Origin of the sequence: Pseudomonas sp. PDM16 (genome assembly GCF_014851865.1) — a bacterium.
Lineage (GTDB): Bacteria > Pseudomonadota > Gammaproteobacteria > Pseudomonadales > Pseudomonadaceae > Aquipseudomonas.
Genome location: NZ_JACVAM010000006.1, coordinates 239,142 through 263,065, shown reverse-complemented (window position 1 = coordinate 263,065; position 23,924 = coordinate 239,142). Strand labels below are relative to the sequence as shown.

General features: G+C 57.7%; 15 protein-coding genes and 2 pseudogenes. 8 read left to right on the top strand and 9 right to left on the bottom strand.

The window, feature by feature from the left end; all coding sequences use genetic code 11:
- Positions 1-34: 34 nt before the first annotated feature.
- Entirely contained in the window at positions 35-8,620 is an 8,586-nt protein-coding gene (locus IB234_RS20625; protein ID WP_192321499.1) for a GH36-type glycosyl hydrolase domain-containing protein, read from the bottom strand.
- Between the two features lie 793 nt (positions 8,621-9,413).
- On the opposite strand from IB234_RS20625, the gene IB234_RS20620 reads away from it, so the two are divergent.
- The 3 genes from IB234_RS20620 to IB234_RS20610 are packed head-to-tail and all read left to right on the top strand — an operon-like array spanning position 9,414 to position 12,490.
- A complete protein-coding gene (locus IB234_RS20620) occupies positions 9,414-9,671 on the top strand; it encodes a DUF4398 domain-containing protein (protein ID WP_192321497.1) in 258 nt (85 codons plus the stop codon).
- Positions 9,668-10,372 carry an OmpA family protein gene (locus IB234_RS20615; RefSeq protein WP_192321495.1) on the top strand — a complete coding sequence of 235 codons (705 nt, stop codon included), beginning with the start codon at positions 9,668-9,670 and terminating at the stop codon, positions 10,370-10,372. The genes IB234_RS20620 and IB234_RS20615 overlap by 4 nt, the downstream gene beginning before the upstream one ends.
- 6 nt (positions 10,373-10,378) lie before the next feature.
- Positions 10,379-12,490, top strand: a complete 2,112-nt coding sequence (locus IB234_RS20610; RefSeq protein WP_192321492.1) for a putative bifunctional diguanylate cyclase/phosphodiesterase — start codon at positions 10,379-10,381, stop codon at positions 12,488-12,490.
- Here IB234_RS20610 and IB234_RS20605 read toward each other — a convergent pair.
- From IB234_RS20605 to IB234_RS20595, 3 genes are all read right to left on the bottom strand, one after another.
- Positions 12,487-13,209, bottom strand: coding sequence for a Crp/Fnr family transcriptional regulator (locus IB234_RS20605; protein ID WP_192321490.1), 723 nt, complete (start codon positions 13,207-13,209; stop codon positions 12,487-12,489). The two genes, IB234_RS20610 and IB234_RS20605, sit on opposite strands and share 4 nt — an antisense overlap.
- Positions 13,210-13,354: 145 nt before the next feature.
- Positions 13,355-14,092, bottom strand: coding sequence for a Crp/Fnr family transcriptional regulator (locus IB234_RS20600; protein WP_192321487.1), 738 nt, complete (start codon positions 14,090-14,092; stop codon positions 13,355-13,357).
- Positions 14,093-14,832: 740 nt separating this feature from the next.
- Complete coding sequence (locus tag IB234_RS20595) at positions 14,833-15,396, bottom strand: thioesterase family protein (protein ID WP_192321485.1); 564 nt, start codon at positions 15,394-15,396, stop codon at positions 14,833-14,835.
- Positions 15,397-15,504: 108 nt separating this feature from the next.
- Here IB234_RS20595 and IB234_RS20590 point away from each other — a divergent pair, with 108 nt between their 5' ends.
- From IB234_RS20590 to IB234_RS24485, 3 genes are all read left to right on the top strand, one after another.
- A complete protein-coding gene (locus IB234_RS20590; RefSeq protein ID WP_192321483.1) occupies positions 15,505-16,479 on the top strand; it encodes a GlxA family transcriptional regulator in 975 nt (324 codons plus the stop codon).
- A 1,300-nt stretch (positions 16,480-17,779) separates the two neighbouring features.
- Positions 17,780-18,001 carry a hypothetical protein gene (locus IB234_RS20585; protein WP_192321480.1) on the top strand — a complete coding sequence of 74 codons (222 nt, stop codon included), beginning with the start codon at positions 17,780-17,782 and terminating at the stop codon, positions 17,999-18,001.
- Positions 18,002-18,028: 27 nt separating this feature from the next.
- Positions 18,029-18,220, top strand: coding sequence for a hypothetical protein (locus IB234_RS24485; protein ID WP_412547937.1), 192 nt, complete (start codon positions 18,029-18,031; stop codon positions 18,218-18,220).
- Between the two features lies 1 nt (position 18,221).
- Here IB234_RS24485 and IB234_RS20580 read toward each other — a convergent pair whose 3' ends face one another.
- From IB234_RS20580 to IB234_RS24025, 3 genes and pseudogenes are all read right to left on the bottom strand, one after another.
- A complete protein-coding gene (locus IB234_RS20580; RefSeq protein WP_192321478.1) occupies positions 18,222-18,473 on the bottom strand; it encodes a hypothetical protein in 252 nt (83 codons plus the stop codon).
- Positions 18,474-18,532: 59 nt separating this feature from the next.
- Positions 18,533-19,543, bottom strand: coding sequence for a tyrosine-type recombinase/integrase (locus tag IB234_RS20575; protein ID WP_192321475.1), 1,011 nt, complete (start codon positions 19,541-19,543; stop codon positions 18,533-18,535).
- Positions 19,544-19,816 (bottom strand): annotated as a pseudogene (locus tag IB234_RS24025) (hypothetical protein); the annotation flags it as partial.
- Between IB234_RS24025 and IB234_RS20570 the strand changes: the two are divergent.
- Positions 19,816-20,115 (top strand): annotated as a pseudogene (locus IB234_RS20570) (tyrosine-type recombinase/integrase); the annotation flags it as partial. The pseudogenes IB234_RS24025 and IB234_RS20570 overlap by 1 nt on opposite strands.
- Before the next feature lie 338 nt (positions 20,116-20,453).
- Complete coding sequence (locus tag IB234_RS20565; protein ID WP_192321473.1) at positions 20,454-21,812, top strand: transposase; 1,359 nt, start codon at positions 20,454-20,456, stop codon at positions 21,810-21,812.
- Positions 21,813-22,052: 240 nt separating this feature from the next.
- On the opposite strand, the gene IB234_RS20560 is transcribed toward IB234_RS20565, so the two are convergent.
- Both IB234_RS20560 and fabF read right to left on the bottom strand, forming a co-directional pair.
- Positions 22,053-22,625, bottom strand: coding sequence for a TetR/AcrR family transcriptional regulator (locus IB234_RS20560; protein ID WP_045217874.1), 573 nt, complete (start codon positions 22,623-22,625; stop codon positions 22,053-22,055).
- Positions 22,626-22,627: 2 nt separating this feature from the next.
- Positions 22,628-23,911 (bottom strand): beta-ketoacyl-ACP synthase II, encoded by a 1,284-nt coding sequence (gene fabF / locus IB234_RS20555; protein WP_192321471.1) that lies wholly within the window; start codon positions 23,909-23,911, stop codon positions 22,628-22,630.
- Between the last annotated feature and the right edge of the window lie 13 nt (positions 23,912-23,924).

Genomic DNA, 23,924 nt, shown 5'->3' with positions numbered 1-23,924 from the left:
GCTGGCAAAACCCGCTTTGACCAAAGGGGCGCGCTCAATTCGGTTGACAGTAAAGTTCAATGCGGTGTTCGCGGCCATCGTCCACTAGGGCACATTGTTCCTCATCGATCCGCACTCCATCCAGCCATAGCGACGGGGCTGTACCTTCTTGTTGCACGACCTCTATACGGTACAGAGTGGCGCCGAACTGGTAGTCCAGGCTGAAGCCAGGCCAGCCTGCCGGTAGCACCGGTTGAAGGCGCAAACTGTTGGCGCTGCGCTGAAGACCTAGCAGTGATTCGACGATCAGCCGGTACATCCATCCGGCCGCCCCGGTGTACCAGCTCCAGCCACCTCGCCCTGCGTGCGGATCCACCGCGTAGACATCGGCAGACACTACATAGGGTTCTACCTTGTACTGCTCGATGGCCTCCTTGCTGCCGTGGCTGATCGGGTTGATTAGGTGCAGCAGATCCCAGGCGCGTGCGCTATCGCCGAGACCGGCGAAGGCCATGCTCGCCCACACGGCGGCGTGGGTGTACTGGCCACCATTTTCACGTACGCCGGGCACGTAGCCTTTGATGTAACCAGGATCGAGTGCACTCATGTCAAAAGGCGGGTTGAGCAGTTGCACCATCCCCAGGTCGCGACGCACCAAGTGCTTATCCAGGGAGTCCATGGCGCTGTGTTGGCGCTGCGGCGCTGCAGCGCCAGAGAGCACCGACCAACTCTGGGCAATGGAGTCGATGCAGCATTCCCCGTTGCTTGCCGAGCCTAGCGGTGTGCCGTCGTCGAAGTAGGCGCGGCGGTACCATGCGCCGTCCCAGCCATGCTCCTCCAGACTGAGGCGCAATGCTTCTGCCTGATCCGTGCAGCGTTGGGCAAACTCTGTGTCTCCGCGATCAAGAGCGATACTGGAGAACTGCTGCATCACCATATATAGGAAGAAGCCCAGCCATACGCTCTCTCCTTGGCCCTTTTCGCCGACACGGTTCATACCATCGTTCCAGTCGCCGCAGCCGATCAGCGGCAGGCCGTGGATGCCTCGGGCCATGCCGTGCTCGATGGCGCGCACGCAGTGTTGGTATAGATTGTCCTTATGGGACGAGCGTTGTGGTAGGTCGTAGTAGGACTCTTCACCGGGGTTTAGTGCTCTGCCTTCGATATAACTGACCAACTCGTCGAGCACCCCCAGATCACCGCTGATACGTACATAGCGGCTGGTAGCCAGGGGCAGCCACAGGTAGTCATCGGAGCAGCCAGTGCGCACGCCGCGGTCCAGCGGTGGATGCCACCAGTGTTGTACATCACCCTCACAAAACTGATGTGCTGCGCACAGCAGCAGGTGCTGGCGGCTAGCAGCCGGGTTGGCGTGGATCATTGCCATGCTGTCCTGTAGCTGGTCACGGAAGCCGTAGGCTCCGCCGGATTGGTAATAGCCGCTGCGTGCCCAGAAGCGGCTGGCAATCACTTGGTACATTAACCAGCCGTTGGTCAGCACATCGATGGCCGGCTCAGGGGTGCTGACCCGGACCGCTCCGAGGGTCGAGCGCCAATGCGCGCGTACTTCATCCAGTGCGTTGCTGGCCACGCTGCTGCCACGAAAGCGTTGGGCCAAATGCGCAGCAGCCTTGGCATCGCGGCCTGCTCCGAGTCGGAAAACGATTTCGTGGCTGTCCCCGTCGGTTAGTACGAAAGCGACCTGGATGACTGCGCAAGGGTCGAGCCCACTACCTGTACGGCCCGACATGTGCGGCTTGGACAGCGCGGCCGGGGCATTCAGGTTGCCGTTACGCCCGAGGAACTCAGTACGATCACCACTGATACTGCGCGCTGGTGAGTCGACATCAAAAAACGCCACTCGCCCGGGAAAGTCAATGGAGTAGGCGTTGCGCGCGAACAGCACGCCACTGACTGGGTCCTGTTCGGTGACGATGTGCAGAGCCGACTTCTCGCGAAGGTCGCCGAGTACCCATGCCACATAGCCGGTAGCGGATAAGCGCCTCTCGCGCCCTGAGCGATTGTGCACCTGCAGACGTGAGAACTTGATCGAGGCATCTAGCGCCACGTACACCCACAGCTTGCTGTGGAGTCCATCCTCTTCGTGCTCGAAGATGCTGTAACCGAATCCATGGCGGGTGGTGTAACTACCCTGACCAGGGCACGGTAGAGGAGTGGGCGACCAGTAATAGCCGCTGTCATCGTCGCGCAGGTACAGCGCCTCGTCGCTGGCGTCACTGACCGGCTCGTTATGCCAGGGTGTCAGACGGTATTCATGGGCGTTCTCGCTCCATGTGTAGGCGCTGCCGCTTTCGCTGACCACCGTGCCGAATTGCGGATTGGCCAGAACATTGGCCCAGGGCGCCGGAGTGCTCGTACCTTGTGCTAGGTGGATTACATACTCACTGCCATCGGTGCTAAAACCACCATAGGTGTTGCCCAGTAGCAGATCGGTGTTAGCGTTTGATTCGGCAGCGGGCAGGGGCCTTATGGTTCTCATCAGATCTGGATTGAAGCGAGGTAGAGCCGGTCCGCCGGTCCGTCGATGAACCTGTTCGGCCAAGCTGCCGTCACGGTCGCTAAGCACCAGGCGCGACACGGCGAGCATCAGCAGGCGGTCATCGCTGGATAATTGCTGGGCAGGGCGAACAAAGATACCGCCTGGGCGATCAATTAGGCTGGCCTCGCTGCCAGAGGTGACCAGTGCCATGATCTGGTCCTGCAGTTGCTGGCGGTAACCGATCTGGTCCTCGTTCCAGATCACCAAGTCTAGAGCCAAGCCTTTTTGTCGCCAGTAGGCATGGGCCTGCATCAGTTGTCGAACCAACTCGATGTTCGCCGGGTCGGCTATCTGCACTAGGACAATTGGCAAATCGCCGGAAATCGCCTGTCCCCAGAGGTCGGACTGGTTGCGCTGATTGCTCATCATAATGCTGGCGTTGGCACGCATTGCGGCGTTGGCATAGATGATCGAGGCTGCCATCTGCTCGAATAGGCGGGCGTTAGCCTGCGAGGCGTTCAGCTGACGTAGCAGAACCTGGCTGTGGGTCCAAGCCAGACCAAACACGCGGTCGGCCAGATGGCGGTCGCGATACTTATTGACTAGGTGCAGGCAGCCGTCGCGGCTATCACTGATGCCGCTGACCAGGTCGACAATGGCGCTTTGACCAGGTTCGAGGGTAATGCGACAGCGAATTGCCACGATCGGGTCTAGCACGGAGCCGGCGGTGCCGGAGAGACTATCTACGCCGATGTCCAGAGCTGCTGGAAAGACTGCGCTGCGGCCACGGCCGATAAAGCGTGCGCGGTCAGTTTCGTAAGAGATTGCTTCTATATCTGTACCGTGGGCTGCCAACAAATGGCACATCCATGGCACTTGCTCCTGGCTCGATCTTGGTCGGCGGGAGCACAGGATGGCCTGTAGTTCTGGTACCAGCTCGGTCTGTACGAACAGCTTGCTGAAGGCTGGGTGTAGAGCGTCGGCGATGGCCGGAGCAAGGACTACTTCGGCGTAGCTAGTTAGCTCCAGGCTGCGTCTTACGCGGGCACGATTAGTAAGATGTAGACGTCGCAGTTCAATGTCATCCTCGGGTGAGACGACGATCTCCGTATGGCTGTCAAAGTCGCGCTCGCGTACACGGAACTCGGCGCGGGCTTCGGTAAATATCGCCTCGTAGCTTTCCGTGCGACGCAGCGTCGGTTGGTGTGCCGCGGACCAGAAGTCGCCACTATCGACATCACGCAGGTAGCAAAACATGCCCCAGTGGTCTCGGCTGCTATCCTCTTGCCAGCGCGTCACTGCCGTACCGTTACAGCGGCTGTAACCTCCACCAGCGCTGCTGATCATGACGTGGTAGCGTCCGTTGGACAGCAACTGCACGGCAGGGTGGCGGCGATCGGGATCGGTGAATACTCGCAGCTTCGCCTCGCTAACACGCGCGGCAGCATCAGCTGTTGGTGAGTAAGTTGCGTGCAGGTATTGGGCAGCGGTTTTTGGAATACGCTCCTGCAGCAAGAGGGCGGTGGCCTGGAACTGAGGATCGGCCTCGAAGCGCCGTTGCATTGGCTGATCCAGCAGTACATGGGTCAGCGCCAGCAGACTCATGCCCTGATGATGGGCCATGAACGAATGAACAACTGCGGCGCTCTGTCCGCGGGGCAGACGTGCAGTAGTGAAGTCAACCGCCTCATATAGACCGAACGGGCCTCTTAGCCCTTGAGCAGACAGCCTCTGCAGGTTACGGCAGGCGGCTTGCGGATCGACCATCAGCGCCATGATTGAGGCGTAGGGCGCGACCACAGTGTCCTCGCCGAGCCCGCGCTTGAGACCCAAGCCAGGAACTCCAAAGGCACGGTACTGGTAGTTGAAGTGGGCATCCTGAGTGTTGTATCCGGACTCAGATACCCCCCAGGGCAGGCCCAACTGGTTGCCGTGCTCAATCTGTCGGGCCACGGCGGCGCGACATGTCTGATTGAGCAGGGTGCCTGCGTAGCTGGGCATCACCAGCATGGGCATCAGGTATTCAAACATCGAGCCGGACCAGGACAGCAGTACCGGCACGCCAGCACTGCTGGTGAGCAGGCGTCCCAGGGTGAACCAGCCTTCCTGGGGTAATTGGCCTTGGGCGATTGCCACGAAACTGGTCAGCCTTGCCTCAGAGGCCAGCAAGTCGTAGTAACCGGCGTCCAGGCGATTCTCATCGGCGTTGTAGCCGATAGAGAGCAGGTCGCGTTGGGCGTCGTAAAGAAAGCCGAAGTCCATTTGTGCCAGATCGCCGGCCTGCTGGGCGAGGCGGTTGGCGCAGTCTATGCGTTCGTTGGCACAACGCTGCATCAAGCGTATATGAGCTTGATCGGCGACCGGCCACTGGGTGCTTTCCAGTTGCGCCAGCTGGCGCCATGTCATAGGCCCCGGCTGTTCGGTGGCGCTAAGGCGCGGCAGGTAGAGCTGACTCAGATCACCATGCAGATCTTCGCAATGCGCCACTAAGGCCTGCAGCCAGCGCTCGCACTCGCTGCCCCGCGCTGGCTGTAGGTGCTCGTATAGTCTCTGACTGTGATTGAGGAGCCGCTGCAGGTGGTTACAGATGGCTTCCGAGTCGAGCCGATCTGATGTCTGTGCGCTAACCAGCTCGGCCTGCATCTTATGTAGGACATGCTCGTCTAAGTTGGCATCAGCCAACGCCTCGCGTAACGCGGTTAAGGTATCGATTATACCGTTGAATAGACGCGGGCTTATTAGAGGTTGATCTGCCAGCTCCAGCAGGCCTGCGCGCAGGATTAGTAAGGATCCGGCCAGATTGCCGCTGTCCACGGTGGACACGTAGTGTGGTGGAAGAGGCTTGAGAGTCTGGGTGTCGTACCAGTTGAAGAAATGCTGGCGATGGCGCTCAAGGCTGGCCATGCTGTTCAGAGAGTGATCGAGACGTGCCAACAGGCGGCCGCCGCTGAGATAGCCGAAATCGTAGGCGGCTAGATGTGAGAGCAGGGCCATTCCCATGTTGGTGGGAGAGGTGCGGTGGGCGACCATCTGGCTCGGTTGCTCCTGCATATTGTCAGGCGGTAACCAGTTGTCTAAAGGACCGACATATTGGTCGAAGAAGGCCCAAGTCTTTCGCGCCAGATTGTGTAGAAAGCGCAGTTCCTCGGCGGATGGCTCAAATTTCGCTTGGGGCCTAGGCTGACTAAGCCACCAGGCGATGGCTGGGCTGATCAGCCACAGCAGAAGCAACGGGCTCGCCAGCGCTAGAACAATGGGGTGGGGCAGAAGCACTGCAGCACAAACCAGAGCTAGTGCGGGGGCGACCCACATCAACTGATACAAGTCAAGAAGATCGTTGCGGCTGCTGCGTTCCACTTCCCGTGAAGGACTCCATTGCAGCAGGTGGCTACGAGTGATCAGTATGCGCCACAGGGTGCGGGCAATGGCGTCCAAGCTGAGTAAGGTCTCGAAGGGCAGCCACACCAGTGCCAACAGCGCTCGGCCGAACTGCAATGCTGCCGAGTGCGAGGTTGCCCGTAAGTGCTGACCGAGGGAAATTTCATGGGGTTTACGCAGTAGCTCCAGCAATGTGCCTAGCAACGGTTGGGTTAGCACGAGGCTGAGTACTGCCAGGGTCCAGAGCGGTGCTTGATCTACACCGAGCCAGCCCCACAGCAGCATTGCAAGAAACGCCGCTGGCTCTAGGCTGCGGCGCAGGTTGTCGAAAATCTTCCACTGCGCTAGGGCACCAAGGCGATTGCGCTGTAGACCACCTTGTAGTTTCGGCGTCCACGGCAGCAGCCATGGTAGTAACTGCCAGTCGCCGCGAATCCAGCGATGTCTGCGTTTGCAGTCGGCGCTGTAGCGGGCAGGGTGCTCCTCGTATAGCTGCACGTCGCTGAGCAGGCCGGAGCGCGCAAAGCAGCCCTCGATCAAGTCGTGGCTGAGTATCCAGTTGTCTGGGAAGCAGCCTTCCAGTGCTTGCTCGAAGGCGTCCACCGCGTAGATACCCTTGCCAATGAATGAGCCCTGCTGGAACAGGTCCTGATACACGTCGGATACAGCGCGTGTGTAGGGATCGACCCCAGCCTCGCTGCCGAACAGTTGGGCATAGATCGAACGTGCGGTGCTCGGCAAACTGATGCCGATTCGTGGTTGAAGGATGGCGTAGCCGCTGGTGATTTTGCCCCGTGTGGGGTCGAAAGTGGCTTGGTTAAGTGGATGAGCTAGCGCGCCTACCAGTTGCCGGGCAACATCGCGCGGCAGCTGAGTGTCAGTATCCAGGCTGATAACGTAGCGTATCTGCGGCAAGGCGGCGATGTCGCCGACAATCAGCTTAAATTCGTCATGACCCCGTCCTCGCAGCAGGGCATTCAGCGCGGCTAGCTTGCCGCGTTTTCGCTCATGTCCCATCCATACGCCTTCGCTTGGATTCCAGCGCCGCGGGCGATGCAAGAGATAGAACCGCTCGGCGCCGGCCGATGGGTACTTGTTGTTGAGTGCCTCGATCTGCTTGCGTGCGAGTAGAAGCAGGATTGCATCTTGTTCCAATACTTCGCTCGGTGCGTCCATGAAGTCTGTGAGCAGAGCGAAGTGCAGGTTGGTATCGCGGTTGGCCAGGAAACGTACCTCCAGGTCTTCCACAAGGTCTTCGATATCCCTCACGCTTCCCATCAGGGTGGGCACCACCACCAGAGTGCATGCCTGCTCGGGAATGCCATCGCTATAGTCCAGGCGCGGAAGAGTGTGCGGAGTCACGGTTAGAGTCACCAACCAGTTCACCAGCCCTAAGGCTAGGCAACTGGTCATCAATAGAGCTGGTACCCCGAGTAGGACCAATAGGCCGCCACTCATGCCATTAGCCTGGGCCACGGCGAGGAAGGGCCAGGCCAGAAGTATGCTTAGGGTCAGAACCGGGATGAGAAAAAAGGCCAGTGGCGAACGGCGCAGCAGGCGCTGCCAAGTTTCGGCCAGCGGTACACGGGCGTTGAGGCATCGTTCTAGATCCCCCAATCCTTGGCCCAATAGATAGAAGCCGACATGTGCTTGTGGGCCTGTGCCAGCATTACCGGCTAGGTCGACGGCGGTGCGGGCGATGGTCTCTTCTGCATGCTCGCAGTGCTTGGCTAAGCGTTCGACTACGTGGCGGTAATGGTCGCGGGTGGCGAAGTCCATGCCCAAATAGAGCTGTGCAGGATCTTCCAGAAGCGCTTGCTCGACGCGGCTCATGCTTTCGACAAAGCCGCGCCAGTCAATAGCGGATAGTTTGCGCAGGCTGTTGATGCTGTTACTGATGGACACCTGCTCAGCAGCCTGCTGTTGGGCGTCCAGCTGCACCAGGCGCTCAATGTTCAAACCGCTTTCGGCAAGCGTCTGTTCGATCCAGGTCAATGGCAAGATAAGTGCGGGGCTCTGACCCTGCAGGCGCCTGGCCAGTTCGGCAACGAATGAGCTGGTCATTGGCGGTTGCGAGCGAGCCATGTCGGCAACTGTCAACAGTACACTCTTGGCGTCGCGCTCGGCGGTTTCGTGCAGGCGGTCAGCCCAGTCGTTGGCCAAGTTGCGGTCGTCCCAGTTGGCCATCACCCTTGAAGCCACGCGGCGCAAGTTTTCGATGAGAGCTAAGCGCAACATGATCGGGATAGCCCATAGCTCCCCGAGGGTTAGCGGTGTTGCGGATTGGTACGACGCGACAAAGCGGCGCAGGCTTTCACTGTCAACGCGACCGTCACCATGTGAGATGGTCTCCAGGGCGATGTCATAGACCCGAGGCAGGCCGCTTGATGGTCCTTCTGCCAGCCTCGGCAGCTCGCGGCTGTAACCACGGGGTAGGTGCTTTCGTGCAGTGCGGATCTGCTCCTCAATCAGATAAAAGTTGTCTAGCAACCATTCGGCCGCTGGGGTAGCGCGCCGCGTGGTTGGTGGGACCTCGCTGAGTAAGGTACAGCTATGCACCAGCAGCGCTTCGTTATCATCGAGGCGTACCAGTAGCGCAGAGGATGCAGCCCTGGGGCTTAGCTTGTGCTGCGTGGCTAGCTGGTGGCCGTGGGTGGACATCTGCTCAGCGCTGAACAACTCGGCGCGCAGCACAGGTTCGTAGGTAAATTTACGTGGAGTACTGCGTAGTCGAGAGAAAACGCGGAGCCATATGTTAGGCATTGTTTCCTTGGCTGCTACGCCGGTTTTCGGCGACCTGCGAGAGCGCACATGGGGCAACGGGATGGCGTAGCTCAGCACCGAGTCTGCGTAGATCTGTTGCCGTGGTCTGTCCGATAGCGCACATAAGTCCTGCAGATGAGTTAGGTAATCGGGGTGCTAGCTGCTGACACTGGGCAATATCGGACAGTCGGATTGCTCCATTAGGCGCATGCGCGGTAGCTCCCTATCGGCTGTCTCGACACGGCCTAGATCACTCGACAAGCCAGTACGGCCCAATCGGACACTTTGGGCCGAATACGCGGCTATTCAGCGCTATGCGCGTCAGCGTACGGACATTTATCAAACATGGATGCCATCGTGTATCTCCTCAAGCCATCCCCTAGTCGAGCTCACGAGCCGTACAGGAGGTAATCATGAACAGATCTATTGAGCCGGACATTTCGGACATAGATACCGAATCGACTCAGACCGCCCCTGACTTCCAACCTTTACCCAACGAGATCCCCGAGCCTCATAGCCCCGCTCCGCCTGAAGTTGAGCCCCCGATAGAAAGCCCCTCAAATGAGCGGCAATACACCTGCCTTCAATCGGTAGTGGATGTGGGTGATCACGAACCTGGATACCCATGAGTTTTCTTCTCGCGGGCTGTACATGGGGCAGGCCAAATCCGTAAGGCTGTGGCGCTCAGGTTGCCTGGCAAAGCCATTGCCTTACGGTGACGTTAAGCCTGGCAATTGCTTGTGGATTACTTGTAAGTGGTTGTGCCGTGCCTGCTCAGTCGCCCAGTTAAGCTTTGCATAACGCTCAACTGGCGATTAGCTATGCCGAGCAAGAGCAGATTGCCGAATTTGCTGCGCCAGAGCTGGAAGTGGCTCGCGAGAGGTTGAGCGCCGCCCACTCGGAGGTGGCGATGGGAGAGATGCTTCTGGCCGAACGCCTGGCGGAGCAGGCGAGTGCCGAAGCCGAGTTGGCCCTGGCCAGAGAGCGGCTTGCCGTTGCTCAATCTGCCAGTTACGAGTTGTTCAATAGCAACATGGGAGAGCAGCAATGAACGTTGAGTATCTGTTGATTACGGCAACCATCGTCCTGGCTATCTCAGGTTGTGTCGCAGAGCCGAGTATGCCGCAAGGTGCTGTAGGTGTACGCGATAGGCTGAGCTTGTTACAGGACGATCCTCGCCTCACCGGCCGAGCGGTGTCAGCTATGAAAGAAGCGGAGAGGGCTGTAGCAGCGGCTGAGCAACCTATCGGGGATAAGAACTTGGGGCAGCATCTGGTGATAGTGGCCGACCGCAAGGTTGAGATCGCTAGGGCCTATGCTCAGGCGAGCTTCTATGAGGATCAGCGTAGGTCGCACAATGAGCTGATTTCCGGACAAGCTGGGGCGAACCCGACGGTGATTTTTGGAGATCTGCTGTTCGCCAGCGGACGTGCCGAGCTACGAGCCGATACCACTAGCAGTCTCGGAAAGCTTGTGGTCTTCCTCTTGCAACATCCAGATCGCGACGTGCTGATTGAAGGGCACACTGACAATATCGGTAGAGCGGCCGCTAATATCAATCTTTCGCAGAGGCGTGCTGATACGGTGATGTTCTACCTGCAGGAGCAAGGTATCTCTACAGATCGTTTGAGCACACGGGGAAAAGGAGAAGCCTCTCCTGTGGCAGACAACAAGTCGGCATTTGGTCGGCAGATGAACCGGCGAGTTGAGGTTTTCCTTCGTACCACCTCTAGCGCAGTGCTGAACAGGTGACACGTCATGACCTATCGGGTTCTGATCGTCACTGCGGATGCCGTAGATTGCTGTAGCTTGCTGGGAATGCTCGGGGACGCCGCGGATGGCCCCTTTGATAGTGAGCGGGTCAGATTGTTATCTGCGGCGCTAACTCGTATGCAGACTAGCGGCATCGACGCGGTTCTCCTCGATCTTGCTCTACCCGATAGCCAAGGTATCGATACCTTCAAAAGGTTATTCGCCGTCGCACCGCGAGTGCCAATCATGACTCTGTGTATGCCCGAGGATGAAGCTTTGGCACTGCAGACGTTGGAGGTCGGTGCCCAGGGTTATTTGTTGAAGGGCGTATTTGCTAGCTACTTGGTAGCTCAGTCGCTACGCCACATTATTCAGCGTACAGCGGCTGAGTCGAACCTTGGGCTTGAGCGAGCACGCGCGGAATTGACCCTCAATTCAATAAGCGATGCTGTCATCGGCACGGATATGCAGGGTAACGTCGATTACCTAAATGTGGCTGCGGAGCACATGACTGGGTGGTTGCGCGATGATGCGCGTGGTCAGCCCATTGATCATGTAATGCATATGGTCGATGGCGAAACAGCTACGGCAGCAGTCAACCCTGTAAGGCGTGTACTCGAACAGAAACAGCCAGTGGGCATGACTGTTGGCACTATGTTAGTGCGCCGGGATGGCAGCAACCTGGCGATCGAAGACTCCTCCGCGCCGATTGTCGATCCTCGTGGCCAGATCAGCGGGGCAGTAGTGGTGTTCCATGACGTCTCTGAGACGCGTGCCATGGCTACCCGTATGGCCTATCTGGCCCAGCATGATTTCCTTACCGGATTGCCTAATCGGGTACTGCTCAACGACCGCATTGCCCAAGCGATCACTCTGGCTGGGCGTAGTGGCAATGCCATTGCGCTGATATTCCTCGACCTGGATCGCTTCAAATGCATCAACGACTCTCTAGGTCATGCTGCCGGAGATCAACTGTTGCAGTCGGTGGCTCATCGCTTGTTAGCTTGCGTGCGTAGCTCGGATACGGTGAGCCGCAATGGTGGAGACGAGTTCGTAGTGTTGTTGACGGAGGGGCGTGACATGCAGGATGCCAGCGTCATTGCACACAAGATGATTGCTGCATTATCAACACCGCACCTCATTGACGAACAGGAGTTACGCATGACTTGCAGCATCGGTATCAGCGTGTATCCAGCAGACGCTGACAACGCCGATGAGTTGCTGAGGAATGCAGACACGGCGATGTATCACGCCAAGAGAGCCGGGCGAAACAACTACCAGTTCTTCCAGCGGGAGATGAACGTGCGCGCGGTCGAGCGGCAGGTTATCGAGCGCAACCTGTTGCAGGCGATGGAGCGACGCGAGTTTATGCTCCACTATCAGCCCAAGCTCAACCTGAAGACAGGTGCTGTCACTGGTGCCGAGGCTCTGCTGCGTTGGCTGCATCCTCAATGGGGCGTCACCCTGCCGGAGCACTTCTTGTCAGTCGCCGAAGAGTGTGGATTGATCGTGCCGATTGGCCGTTGGGTGCTGCGTGAAGCCTGTCGCCAGGCCAAGTATTGGCAGGACCAAGGGCTGGACCTGCCATCCATCGCGGTAAATGTCTGCGCGTTGGAGCTGCGCCATCCGGACTTCGTTTCTGGTGTTCAAGCTGTTCTCGCCGAGACTGGTCTGTCGCCCACTTGTCTGCAACTAGAACTTACTGAAGTTGCGTTGCTGCACGATGTCGATATCAGCGTGGAAATTTTGCGTCACCTCAAGAGCATCGGCGTGCAGCTGGCCATGGACGACTTTGGTACTGGCTACACCAGCTTGAGCTACCTGCTGAAGTTCCCTATCGATGTAGTGAAGATTGATCAGTCCTGTGTGCATGCGATCAGCGAAGATAACGGACGCATAGCTAGAGCGGTGATAGCCGTGGGCGCAAGTCTCAGATACCAGGTCGTTGCCGAGGGTGTAGAGGACGAGGCGCAGATGGCTTTTCTACTGAGCGAGCTATGTCAGGAAGGGCAGGGGGATTTTCTTTACCGCGCTCTAGCCAGTGAGCCATTTACTGCCCTCCTGCGGATTGGCCCCCACCTAGAACCAGTTATGCGCCGCGGTCGCGCAAGAGTCTAGGTTGTAGCTGCGGGCGAAGCTGCAAGCAGGCGTGTGTAGCCTTCGCATAGCGCTGCGTAGCATTCGCAGGCGGTTGCTTCAAGGCCTGGGCGGTCAAGGATGGTGATCTGTCCGCGTCTGTATCGAATCAGCTGGCGTAGCTGTAGAGCACCGGCGGCAATGGTGACTCCGCTTCGACGAACACCGAGCATGTCCGCCAGATATTCATGAGTCAGATAAAAGCGATCTGAATGCGCCCGGTCATGAGCCATCAGTAGCCATTTGGCCAGTCTTGGTTCAAGTTCATGAAAGTGTCCGCAAGCTGCATTCTGAGATAGTTGCGTCAGCATCACGTAGAGGTAGCGGTTCAGGGTTCGCCGTAGCGTAGGACATTCGCACAGTGCCCTATTTAATTGCATGGCGCTGATGCGTAGGGCGCTGCCGCTCCCCTGAACCACTGCATGGTTGGGGGCAGAATCGATGCCCAGAGCCAGGGTTGCGCCCAGCATGCCTTCGTTACCGATCAGGCTGAGCTCCAAGGGGCGGTGTTGTCTCAATGTGGTTACCACAGAGATGAAGCTGTTGAGGGGGAAGTACAGATGGCAGAAAGGCTGAGTGGTCTCGCACAGGATGTTGCCGAACTCTAGCTTCACCGATTCGCAGTGCATCAGGACGCGTTTAAGTTCTTTGCTGGGCAGGTGGTTGAGCAGCAGATTGGGCGGAGAAGGGTCGGCTGACATGACGTTGTCCCGCAGCACAGAGGGCCGGCTAGGGCGCGGGAAAGGTGCGTTACAATCCCGTTCCTGCAGTTTGCTCGACAGAGTCTCCTGGCTCTGTTCGCTACAACACCTTACTTATCTTTATCACTGGGGCTGTGAGTTGGGATCATCTGCGCTCTGTATTTGCATTGCGCAAGGTATAAGGCAGCAGCCGGTCGGTTTCTCTCTTCACCACGGCGTAGCACTCACAGCTCAGTTGCTCAAGCCTGCGCCGATCGAGCACGTTGATATGTCCTCGGCTGTACTCAATCACGCCCTGGCGCTGTAGCTTGCCGGCGGCCTCGGTGACGCCTTCTCGACGGACGCCGAGCATATTGGCGATCAGCTCCTGAGTCATGGTCAACTGGTTGCCTGGTAGCCTATCCAGTGATAGCAAGAGCCAGCGGCACAGCTGCTGGTCGATCGAGTGGTGTCTGTTGCAGACTGCGGTCTGTGACATTTGGGTAATTAACGCCTGGGTATAACGCAGCATTAACGCCAGCAGTTCGCCGTGTCGATTGAACTCGTCCTTAAGACGCTGCCCCGGCAGTCGATAGCCAGAGCCCCCGCTTTGGACGATGGCTCGGCTAGGAGTACTTTCGCCACCCATGAACAAAGCCACTCCGACTAGCCCCTCGTTACCGACCACGGATATTTCCGCTGATGCGCCACTTTCCATCACATAGAGCAGGGAGATGATCGAGTCGGTCGGAAAGTAGACATGGCGCATGGTATCGCCAGATTCGTAGAGCACCTTGCCCAATGGCAAGGAGACATGCTCTAAGTGACTGAACAAGCGCTCCTGCACTTCAGCGGAGAGGGCTGCTAGCAGGTGATTCTGCTGAGGTGCAGAAGTAGCGGGCATTTCGACTCCCCTTACTAAGCGAGACAAACTATACGCCGTTACTGATCGGTACCGTACATAGTTGAGTCTTTAGAAATCGCTACGTTCCTATCGCCTCGTGTAGGTAGAGGTGTGGGATGAAACAGCGGAACAGCGAATGGCAATGTCGCAACCTTGCATCCTCACGAATATGGATCTGAATCCAGCAGGTCATCAGCGTCTGGTAGACGACCTGACCGCGCTGCTTGATCAATTCCCGCCTGACGAACCCGCCGCATGATCCTGTAAAGAAGTCGCCGGCATCGGGCTGTTCTTCCTGGTGCCGCTGGCAGACCTGCCTGAGAACCATAAGCTGATTCTTCGCATGCTTGCTTGATTTTCTGAGCGAACCAGATTTCAACGTCGCTCACGCTCTTTCATGGGCAAAAACCGCGACGGGACTCTTCAACAGAATCGGCCGGAAGCGATCATCGGCCCGGTGCCCACCACTGGCTGAAAAAGTTTTAGATAGAGCTCCAATGCACATGGCTGCACACAAGCAGCTTATCTAGGTAAGTGGGGAAAGCCTGGTCACCCAAGCTCTCAGGAAGCAACGCACCTTGGCCTAGGGCCTAGATCTAAATAAAATGTTTCGACTGCGTGCCCCGCTGATCTGGGCTCATCGACTCACAGCAAGGTCGATGCCGGCGTTTTAAACAAGCTGAGCCAGAAACAGCCCATCAACGAGCCCCAAGCCCCTCTAGCTGAGCATCCTGTAGTGCTTAGCCCGCTTTTCGCTGAGGCTCTGGGTACTCCGATTCGCGCAGCGTAGAACTCAGACCGTCGCAGCTGGCCGACCATTCAGATAACCATCTGGGCAGGGGCGGAGACTGCTCTGCTAAGCCGAGCGCACGGGCGAACTCTACAGGCGGTACAGTACCCTTGGCTCCCCGAAACAGCCCGCGCATGACCACGATGGCTATAACCCGCTGATCTTTGATGAAGCGGTGCTCGACAAAACTCCACTTATGGTCCCAACCGAGCATGCGCGTGTGAATTTCGAAGCGATCAAACAGCTTTAGTTCTCGACGGAACTTGCCCCATACGTCGCCAACAATCGGTAGCGCGCGGTGCTTAAGTGCGACTCGAAAGGCACCACTGCGCAGCACGTAATCCATGCGACCGACATCGGCCAGGGTGAAGTAGCGGCCATTGGTGACATGTCTGTTGAAGTCCAAATCCAGCGGCCATACGCGAAGCCGAACCACCGTGGTGCTGAGGCCGGGCACCGGGCTGCGCCATGGGCGGCGTAACAACATCAGAAGAAGGCGAAACCATAGGTTCATACGGGTAATACCTGTTGCGGCGAAGAGTGTCGCACTCTAGGTGGAGCGTTCGGGTTAAGGTAGGTGCAGAAATGACTTGTTTAATGCTGATTACGCAAAAGGTCTTTCATGCACGTAACGCTGCTATTAGCCGAGTTCAGCTCTCAGGCCTCTGCCGCTCTGGCACTTGAGGTATTGGATGCGGCGAATCGCTTGGCTGAACCGTCTGAGCGCCCCTTCACCGTATGTGTGGCGTCACTTGATGGGCGGCCGGTAAACAATGCCCTGGGGTATGCCATGCCGGTGGAAGCTGGCCTAGATACGCTCGATCGAACCGATCTGGTACTGATCCCTGGTTTTCTTTTCTGCCTGCGTGAAGCCCTGCCTGCCTTTAAGCGCTATCGCACCTGGCTGCGTCGCCAGCACCAACAAGGAGCGGTTATTGCTTCGATGTGTACCGCCACGTTCATGCTCGCTGAAGCAGGCCTACTCGACGGCGTCGAGGCCACCACTCACTGGGCTTTTGCAGGCCTTATACGCCGCCACTATCCGCAGGTTCGTCTCGATGAGCGACGTATCCTTTGCGAGGATGGGCGCCTGATCAGCAGTGCTGGCGCTAGTGCGGCCATGGACCTGCTACTACACCTGATTCGACGCTTTGCCTCACGCGAACTGGCGCAACAGTGCAGCAGCTATCTACTGATCGACGACGTGCGTCGCGAGCAGTCCGTATATGTCAATTGGTCGATGCCACGCGACCATGCTGATGAAGCAGTACTGCGCGTGCAGGACTGGATGGAGGCCAACTTCGCCGAGTCTTGTGCAATCGACGAGCTAGCCGAACGATTTGGCTTCGGTTTCCGCAACTTCAAGCGTCGTTTCAAGGAGGCTACGGGTTACGCGCCACTGACCTACCTGCAGACGCTGCGCTTGGAAAAGGCCAAAGAGCTGCTGGAAACCACACGCCTGAGTTTCGAGGTGATCACAAACCGAGTTGGGTACGAGGACAGCAATTCGTTCCGGCGCCTTTTCTGCCAGAGGGTTGGCATCTCACCGGCTCATTTCCGTAGACGATTCCTTCGGCTACCGCCGGGCGCGAGCTGAGGAGATTTCTCTGCCTGAGAAGCACACTCGAAAGCATTTTGCCCATTAGCTTCCAGCCACGAACGGCTGGTTCTGGCCGGAAGCTGCCTGTCGTCACATAGCGCAATCGGCCGTGAGGTTGTGCGTCATGCTGCGGTGAAGGCCGTACCTTTTCACCGCACAATTTGCGGAGATTGCTCCTAGCGCCTCCTAGTTACCTCATTATGAAGTTTGGAGGTTTCTAGGGAGTCAGGGACTATTCCATGAGTGGACTGGCAAATAGCAGTGGTGCCAAGCGACCTGACTTGAGGCTGTTACACCTCGAGGTTCTGCGCCATATAGGTCACTAGCGCTAGCGGGGTTTTACTCTCTATAACCTTAAAAATCATCTCCCGCTTACTACGGGGCAAGAGCTTCACGCAGCGCTTGGCTGTCGCTCTGACAGCGGAGTCAGTTCAAAGTGGTGGATTCTTTTGTTGTGCCCTTGACGATAGATGAAAGCGACCTAAATTTGAGCAGTGAGAAAGCCAGGCAACATCGGGGCTCCCCCTGGTGCCGGCTTGAACCTCTTGATGGGATCTGGGGATTTTGAAGACCGAGGTCGCCCCCGGCCCCACCAAATAAGTCCCTGATTTTCCTAGAGAAATTCAGGGTTTTTTCTTTGGGCGTCGAAGATTCGTCGATCTTTAGCGATGCCCACCCTCTTAACGTGATAAACTGCCGGCCCGCAAGGTGATAGGCGCAGATGGCAGCAGCCATCCTGATCTATGCGGTAATGCAGTCCTACTTGGACATGGCGAAATCTGGACATTGTCCACTTGAGCGTACGCTCTGCTTTCTTGAGATCGGAAGCAGATCTGCGCAGCACTGATAAAAGCCGCCCCTCCCTTCTGCAGATCCTTGCCCGGCAAGGTTCATGCAGCTGTTCTGCTGGATCTCAATCGTCCCTACTGGCGTCACCTCCTGTCGAGACAAATACCTACCGGTAAATCGGACTGCGAACGCGCGTCTTGATTTCCGGTCATAAAGCCCGCGAGCGCAAGAAAAATGCAGCTCGCCCCGACACGAGTACTTAACATGACCACACCCATTATCTGCCGCACATATCGGCAACCTGTCAGTCAATGCAGCTGCTTCCGCTGCCGTCCTCTTGGCGCTGATATGCCGCTCAAAGTCTCGGTAAGTAGACCAGTCATCCAATAACAGCCTCAGAAGTTCGAAAGCCGTTGCCTTATGGGTTACCCAGGAGGATGGTGAAGACTCATCTCACCCGAACCCTGGTGGAATCCTTCTTCCCTCCGTTCGGAGGAAGGAAATCCAGATGGACGACGAACGCTTCCACTGCGGTCTCAATATCACTGGCTATTGCCTGACAATGGCCAGTGAAGACCTCCAGGGTATTTCCCAACATACCATCGCTCCTGCGATCACCGCTAAGCTGATTCAGATCTACGAAAGCCTGGATAACTGCGTGTTGATCATTGATGCGCTGAAACAGCATCTGGTCGAGCAGCACCCGATCCCGTCATCAAGCGTTCATTGACCCTACCTGCTTTCTGGTGATCCGAACATGAACGCTGAACACGAAAACCTACGCGCCAAATTGAGCGGGCAGGTAGAGATATATCTCTCCAAGGGCGGTGAAATCACTGCAGTACCCACCGGGAAAACTGGAGTACCGGACCACCAAAAGAAGCCTCACTGGAATAGAGGATTCGCTGAAAAATCTACAACCCCATTGCCAACCGCCGAGCCAAGCTAGCTTACATACGCTCCATGGCATGACGGATACGTACGTACAGCCTTTGTTCTAAAGCGTCGATTCGTAAATCCAGGGCACTAGCAGCCTCTGCCTCATCGTTATCGGTAAGCAGACGAATGGATGGAGTTTTCTGGGCTCTCAACTGCTGAATATTGACCAAGCTGGCATCCAGGGCACTACGGTCGTCCATTGTGAGCAGGCTATAGGTTTCGAGAAACATTTCCTCGAAAGCGGGATATGCGTTGATTGTCATTTGCTGCTCCAAGACCTGAGAGAATATCTCGCAGGTATATGCAGCATGACTGATATCAACTAACTCTGTTCAGATTTCATTCTCCCCCTACTGACCAACGGACCTAGCCTTATCGCGTCAGCAAGATGATCCGGAGCCAAGTGCGCATAGCGCATGGTCATGGCCAGACTCGAATGACCCAGGATCTTCTGCAGCGTCAGGACGTTGCCACCGTTCTGGATAAAGTGACTGGCGAAGGTATGCCGGAGAGCATGGGCGGCCTGCCCTTTCGGAAGCTCGATGGTCGTCCTGGCCAGGGCTCTGCGGAACGAGGTGATGGCAGAGTTTGGTTGGCCATATTGCTTCCAGTGTCGAACGATCTGGGCCTCCAGCTCCGCCGAAATTGGCACTGATCGGACCTTGCCACTCTTGGTCCCGCTAAAGGTGATCACCCCATTACGTAACCCGGTCGGCTTCAGCTTCTCGGCCTCGGACCAACGCGCACCGGTGGCCAGACAGATCCGCGTGATGATCTCCACGTGCGGGTTATCGCAGCCTCTACGGATCTCGGCTAGCAACTCGGCAATCTGGTCGTTCGTCAGCCATGACAACTCTCTCTCCTGGATCTTCAACGGCTTCACCAGGGCCAGTGGATTTTCGTAATCGATAGCGCTCAGGCCACGCAGTTCGTTGTAAACGGCACGCAGATACCCAAGCTCATTGTTGAGCGTCTTGGGCGATGTACCCTGCCCCAACCTCACCCGGCGATCCTGGGCATAGGTCTGCGGGGCCAGCCTGATAGCTGGCGGGTTTCGAAGGCGCTTGGCCAAGGCACCTAGCTTGGTACGCCGACGCTCTCCATCGTGAAGCGAATGGCCATGCAGATCAAACCACAGTGTCACCAGCTCGCTAAGTCGCCGCAGGTCCTTCCGTTTGGGTGCCCAATCAGGGTTCTCCGCAAATCTGGCCCTACAGGTCGCTTCGAAGCGCTGAGCTTCGCCCTTGGTCTTGAGTGTCTTGCGGAAGCGCTTGCCCTTGATGGGCTCGACATCGACCTTCCAACGCCCATCCGGTAGCTGTTCGATAGCCATCTAGACCGCTCGCCCCCACCTGACGTGGCGCTCCTCCAGTAATGACTTGATGTGCTTGTAGAGGTCCCGCTCGCTCATTTCCTTAGCGGCATAGTGCTCCCGGATGACGGGCCAACAGTCCCATTGTTTTAGGGTGGAGAACGCCTTTTTTACGCCCACTCGCTCCCTAGCCAGCAGGCTGACGAAGTTTCCCAGGAACAGCTCCACGTTCTTGCCGGAGAAGCCACGGGCGGTCTTGTAGTGGCGTTTGTACTCGGTGGTATCGACCAGGGAACCCGCGCACCTACACCAACAGTCAGACCGCCAATATGGCGCTGAAACGGATGGGGCTCGAAGGTCGTTTGGTCAGCCACGGTATGCGCTCCATGGCGAGCACAATCCTCAACGAACATGGCTGGGATGCAGAGTTGATTGAGGTGGCCCTGGCCCATGTCGACAAAGATGAGGTACGAGGCGCCTACAACCGAGCGGACTACCTTGAGCGTCGACGCCCAATGATGTCTTGGTGGAGCGAGCACATCCGACAAGCCGGCACAGGCAGTCTTTCAATCTCAGCGATTCAGCAAACCTAGGAGCCTAATTGAGTAGGCTAGTGTTAGGCAGCAACCGGCCGAATCTGTTGAAAAACTCGGTGTGTGACAGAGCAGCTTGCCCGTAACCTAAAAGCGTCCGCATCAAGCACTTCTACGTGAAATCTAGAGAGCAGCTTGATCGGCGCATCGACTCAGAATTCAGCCTCAGACACGCACTTTTGACGAAGGAAATCGTCGAGGGAGTTTTTCAACAAAATCGGCCGGTTGCCGACGCTCGTGACAGACAGCTACCGGCCTATTCCGTTGAAAAACTCGGTTGAGTGAGCTGGCTGAAGCTGGTTCACTGAACCTCCATCAGCACAGTGGGGTTCTCCACGATGATGGGACGTCAGCAGGCCGCTCAGGCCCCTCTGTTCTACACATTCAATCTGGACGATCACGTCTCAGCCAATCATCTGTTGCGTGGCATCGATCAGTTCCTCGACCTGAGCGAACTACATCAGCACCTGGCTCCACATTACAGCCACACAGGCCGGCCCTCGATTGATCCAGTCCTGATCATTCGCATGCTGGTCGTGGGTTACTGTTTCGGTATTCGCTCGGAGCGCCGTCTCTGCGAAGAGGTGCATCTGAACCTGGCTTACCGGTGGTTCTGCCGCCTTGGCCTGGAAGATCCAGTACCCGATCACTCAACCTTCTCGAAGAACCGTCATGGACGCTTCCGTGACAACGACACCCTGCGTTTCGTATTCGAGAAAGTACTGGCTCGCTGCATCAGCGAACGCCTGGTCGGTGGTGAAGGCTTTGCCGTCGACGCCAGTGTGATCAAGGCCGATGCCAACCGGCAGCGTGGAGTACCGGGTGCCGAGGCAGACTGGTCGCACACCTCGATCAGCCGCCCAGTCCGCGAGTATCTGGATGCGCTTGATGAAGCTGATCCAGAGCGCAAAGTCCCGAAGAATATTTCCCTGACGGATCCAGGGTCTCAGTGGACAGCAGCTCCAGGAGGCCCCGCGTTCTATGCCTATTCAACCAACTATCTAATCGATATCGAAGCTGGCGTCATCGTGGACGTGGAGGCCACCCGAGCGAACCGGATTGAGGAAGTGGGCTCGACCAAAACCATGGTCGATCGGGTCGAGGAGCGCTTTGGTCTCAAGCCCGAGCGACTGATTGGCGACACTGCCTACGGTACCGGCGAGATGCTTGGCTGGATGGTTGAGGAAAAGGCCATCGAGCCGCATGTACCTGTCTGGGACAAGAGCCAGCGTCAGGACGATACGCTGAGTCGCTGGGACTTCGAGTGGAACGCCGAAGCTAATGAATACCGCTGCCCCAACGGCAAGTCGCTCTGCACTACCGGACGGGCCACAGCGGCTGACACGCTGATATATCGCAGCAGTATCTACGACTGCATGGGCTGTGAACTGAAGACCCGCTGCTGCCCGAATACACCGACTCGAAAAATCACTCGCCATCTGAACGAGGCGGCACGAGATGTCGCACGCCAGGTCGCCACAACACCGGAGTACCTTCAGTCGCGCAAGGATCGCAAGAAAGTGGAAATGCTGTTCGCCCACCTCAAGCGCATCCTGCGCCTAGACCGGCTTCGACTTCGTGGCCTGAGTGGTGCGCAGGATGAGTTTTTGCTGGCCGCCACTGCCCAGAATTTGAGGCGAATGGCCCTGTGGCTGATGCCGAAGATGCCAAAAGGGGTAAATGGCCTGGCGATTTGATCGAAACAGGGGCTTTCGCCGTCAGAAACCCAGGTCGATATCCCGAAAGATCACTGCTCGCCCGGAGCAGCCTGGTGCCTGACCGACCACCAATCAGTTACGAGGTGAGTTTTTCAACGGAATAGGCCATAAGCGGACGCTCCAACCAATGTCAGAATCTGAGCTGATATCGCAAGTAGAGCGACAAAATGAAGTTCGTCTTCGCTCTGAGCACTAATAGCGACCGTGCTTTAGGCACGTCTAAATGGCCTTTGTGTAGGCTTGAGCGAACATTTCGACAGCCGCATCTAGCCGCTCTTTGCTAACTACCAGGGGGCTGCTGCAGTCTAGGCTGCCAACCGCCAGCAGAAGGAATTGTATAGCTGCTTGCTCGGGCTCTGGGCAGCGAGCCCAGCGGGACAGGGCCTTTGCCAGGTAGCGCTGATACGGCAGAAAGCGCTGCCGCCAGCGTTTATGTGCAATCCGGTTCGAACGCAACACCATTTGAGTAAGGGCGTGAGAGGCAGTGTGTTGGTTCTGTAGCAGCAGCTCATGTGCGGCTCTCTCCAGGCAGACGCGCAGTCCGCCTCGGGCCTGGATTGGCAGTCTCGGCTCTGGAAGTTGCTCCAGCCAATATTCGATCACTGCGCGGTAGAGCTGTGCCTTGTCGCTAAAATGGGCGTAGAGCGTTGCCTTGGTCACACCAGCCGAATCGGCTATGGCCTGCATGTTCGCATGGTCGAAGCCGAGCACCATGAACACCTCGCTCGCGGCCTGCAGCATGGCTTGTCGACGCTTGTCACGGCGCAAGTCCTTGGCGGTTGGCTGGTCCATATTCAGACCTTCCAGCGCCGGAACAACAGGCTGGCATTGACGCCGCCAAAGCCGAAGCCATTCGACAGGGCATAATGTAGGGGCATTTGCCGGGCAGTCAGAGCGACCAGATCGAGGCCTTCAGCGGTCTCATCGGGAGCGGTGAGGTTGAGCGTCGGCGGTACGACCTGATCACGCAGGGCCAGCACGGTGAAGATGGCCTCGACGCCACCGGCAGCGCCAAGCAGATGTCCCGTGCTGGATTTGGTCGAGGTGATCGCCACGCCCGATCCACTGCCGAACACCGCGCGGATGGCAGCCAACTCTCCACGGTCGCCCACTGGCGTTGAGGTGGCGTGGGCATTGATATGTTGCACTTCACTGGGGCCGATACCGGCCTGGCGTAACGCCTGTTGCATGGCGCGGCGGGCACCGTCGCCATCTTCAGGGCCGGCGGTAAGGTGATAGGCATCGGCACTGGTGCCGTAGCCGATCAGCTCGGCCAGCGGTTGTGCGCCTCTTGCCAGGGCATGTTCCAGCGACTCGATCACCAGTAGCCCTGCGCCTTCGGCCATGACGAAACCGTCGCGGTCGCGATCGAACGGGCGTGATGCTTCGTGAGGACGATCACTGTAGCCGCTGGACAGCGCCCGCGCCGCGGCGAAGCTGCCGAGCGTGACGCGATCGATGGCAGCTTCGGTACCGCCGCACAAGGCGATATCGGCCTCACCGCTACGAATCAGTCGGGCTGCGTCGCCGATGGCCTGCGCGCCGGCGGCGCAAGCGGTCACCGGTGCTCCGAGCGGCCCTTTGAAACCATGCCGGATGGAGACCTGGCCGGCCGCCATGTTGGCCAGGAACGATGGTGCGGTAAAAGGGGAAAGGCGCCGTGGGCCGCGTTGATCGGTGATCCGTACGGCCTCTGCAATGGCGCCGAAGCCGCCGACTCCTGACGCAATAATTGTCGCGGTGCGCTGGCGTTGCGCTTCGTTCGTCGGCCGCCAGCCGGCCTGTGTCAGGGCTTCCTCGGCAGCGACCAGGGCGAACTCGATGAAGCGATCCATCTTCTTGCGCTCCTTGGCGGGGATGTAGCGCTCGGGATCGAAACCGGCCTTTGGATCGTCGGCAATGCCGGGCACCTGCCCGCCAACCGCGCTGCCGGTGCCTTCGCTCAGCTCGACCGGTAACGTACGGATGCCCGAGTGGCCGGCCAGCAGGCGTGTCCATACCGTCTCGCTGCCACAGCCCAGAGGGCTGACGATGCCCAGGCCGGTAACGACGATGCGTGTGCTGTGTTCTCTGTGCATGGTGTGGTCTCGT

Bases quoted from the DNA above. Each gene is read 5' to 3' on its own strand.
- IB234_RS24485 (WP_412547937.1), top strand. From the start codon at position 18,029: ATGAACGCTGAACACGAAAACCTACGCGCCAAATTGAGCGGGCAGGTA.
- IB234_RS20580 (WP_192321478.1), bottom strand. From the start codon at position 18,473: ATGACAATCAACGCATATCCCGCTTTCGAGGAAATGTTTCTCGAAACC.
- IB234_RS20605 (WP_192321490.1), bottom strand. From the start codon at position 13,209: ATGTCAGCCGACCCTTCTCCGCCCAATCTGCTGCTCAACCACCTGCCC.
- IB234_RS20560 (WP_045217874.1), bottom strand. From the start codon at position 22,625: ATGGACCAGCCAACCGCCAAGGACTTGCGCCGTGACAAGCGTCGACAA.
- IB234_RS20615 (WP_192321495.1), top strand. From the start codon at position 9,668: ATGAACGTTGAGTATCTGTTGATTACGGCAACCATCGTCCTGGCTATC.
- IB234_RS20565 (WP_192321473.1), top strand. From the start codon at position 20,454: ATGATGGGACGTCAGCAGGCCGCTCAGGCCCCTCTGTTCTACACATTC.
- IB234_RS20575 (WP_192321475.1), bottom strand. From the start codon at position 19,543: ATGGCTATCGAACAGCTACCGGATGGGCGTTGGAAGGTCGATGTCGAG.
- IB234_RS20625 (WP_192321499.1), bottom strand. From the start codon at position 8,620: ATGCCTAACATATGGCTCCGCGTTTTCTCTCGACTACGCAGTACTCCA.
- IB234_RS20610 (WP_192321492.1), top strand. From the start codon at position 10,379: ATGACCTATCGGGTTCTGATCGTCACTGCGGATGCCGTAGATTGCTGT.
- IB234_RS20590 (WP_192321483.1), top strand. From the start codon at position 15,505: ATGCACGTAACGCTGCTATTAGCCGAGTTCAGCTCTCAGGCCTCTGCC.
- IB234_RS20600 (WP_192321487.1), bottom strand. From the start codon at position 14,092: ATGCCCGCTACTTCTGCACCTCAGCAGAATCACCTGCTAGCAGCCCTC.
- IB234_RS20585 (WP_192321480.1), top strand. From the start codon at position 17,780: ATGGACGACGAACGCTTCCACTGCGGTCTCAATATCACTGGCTATTGC.
- fabF (WP_192321471.1), bottom strand. From the start codon at position 23,911: ATGCACAGAGAACACAGCACACGCATCGTCGTTACCGGCCTGGGCATC.
- IB234_RS20595 (WP_192321485.1), bottom strand. From the start codon at position 15,396: ATGAACCTATGGTTTCGCCTTCTTCTGATGTTGTTACGCCGCCCATGG.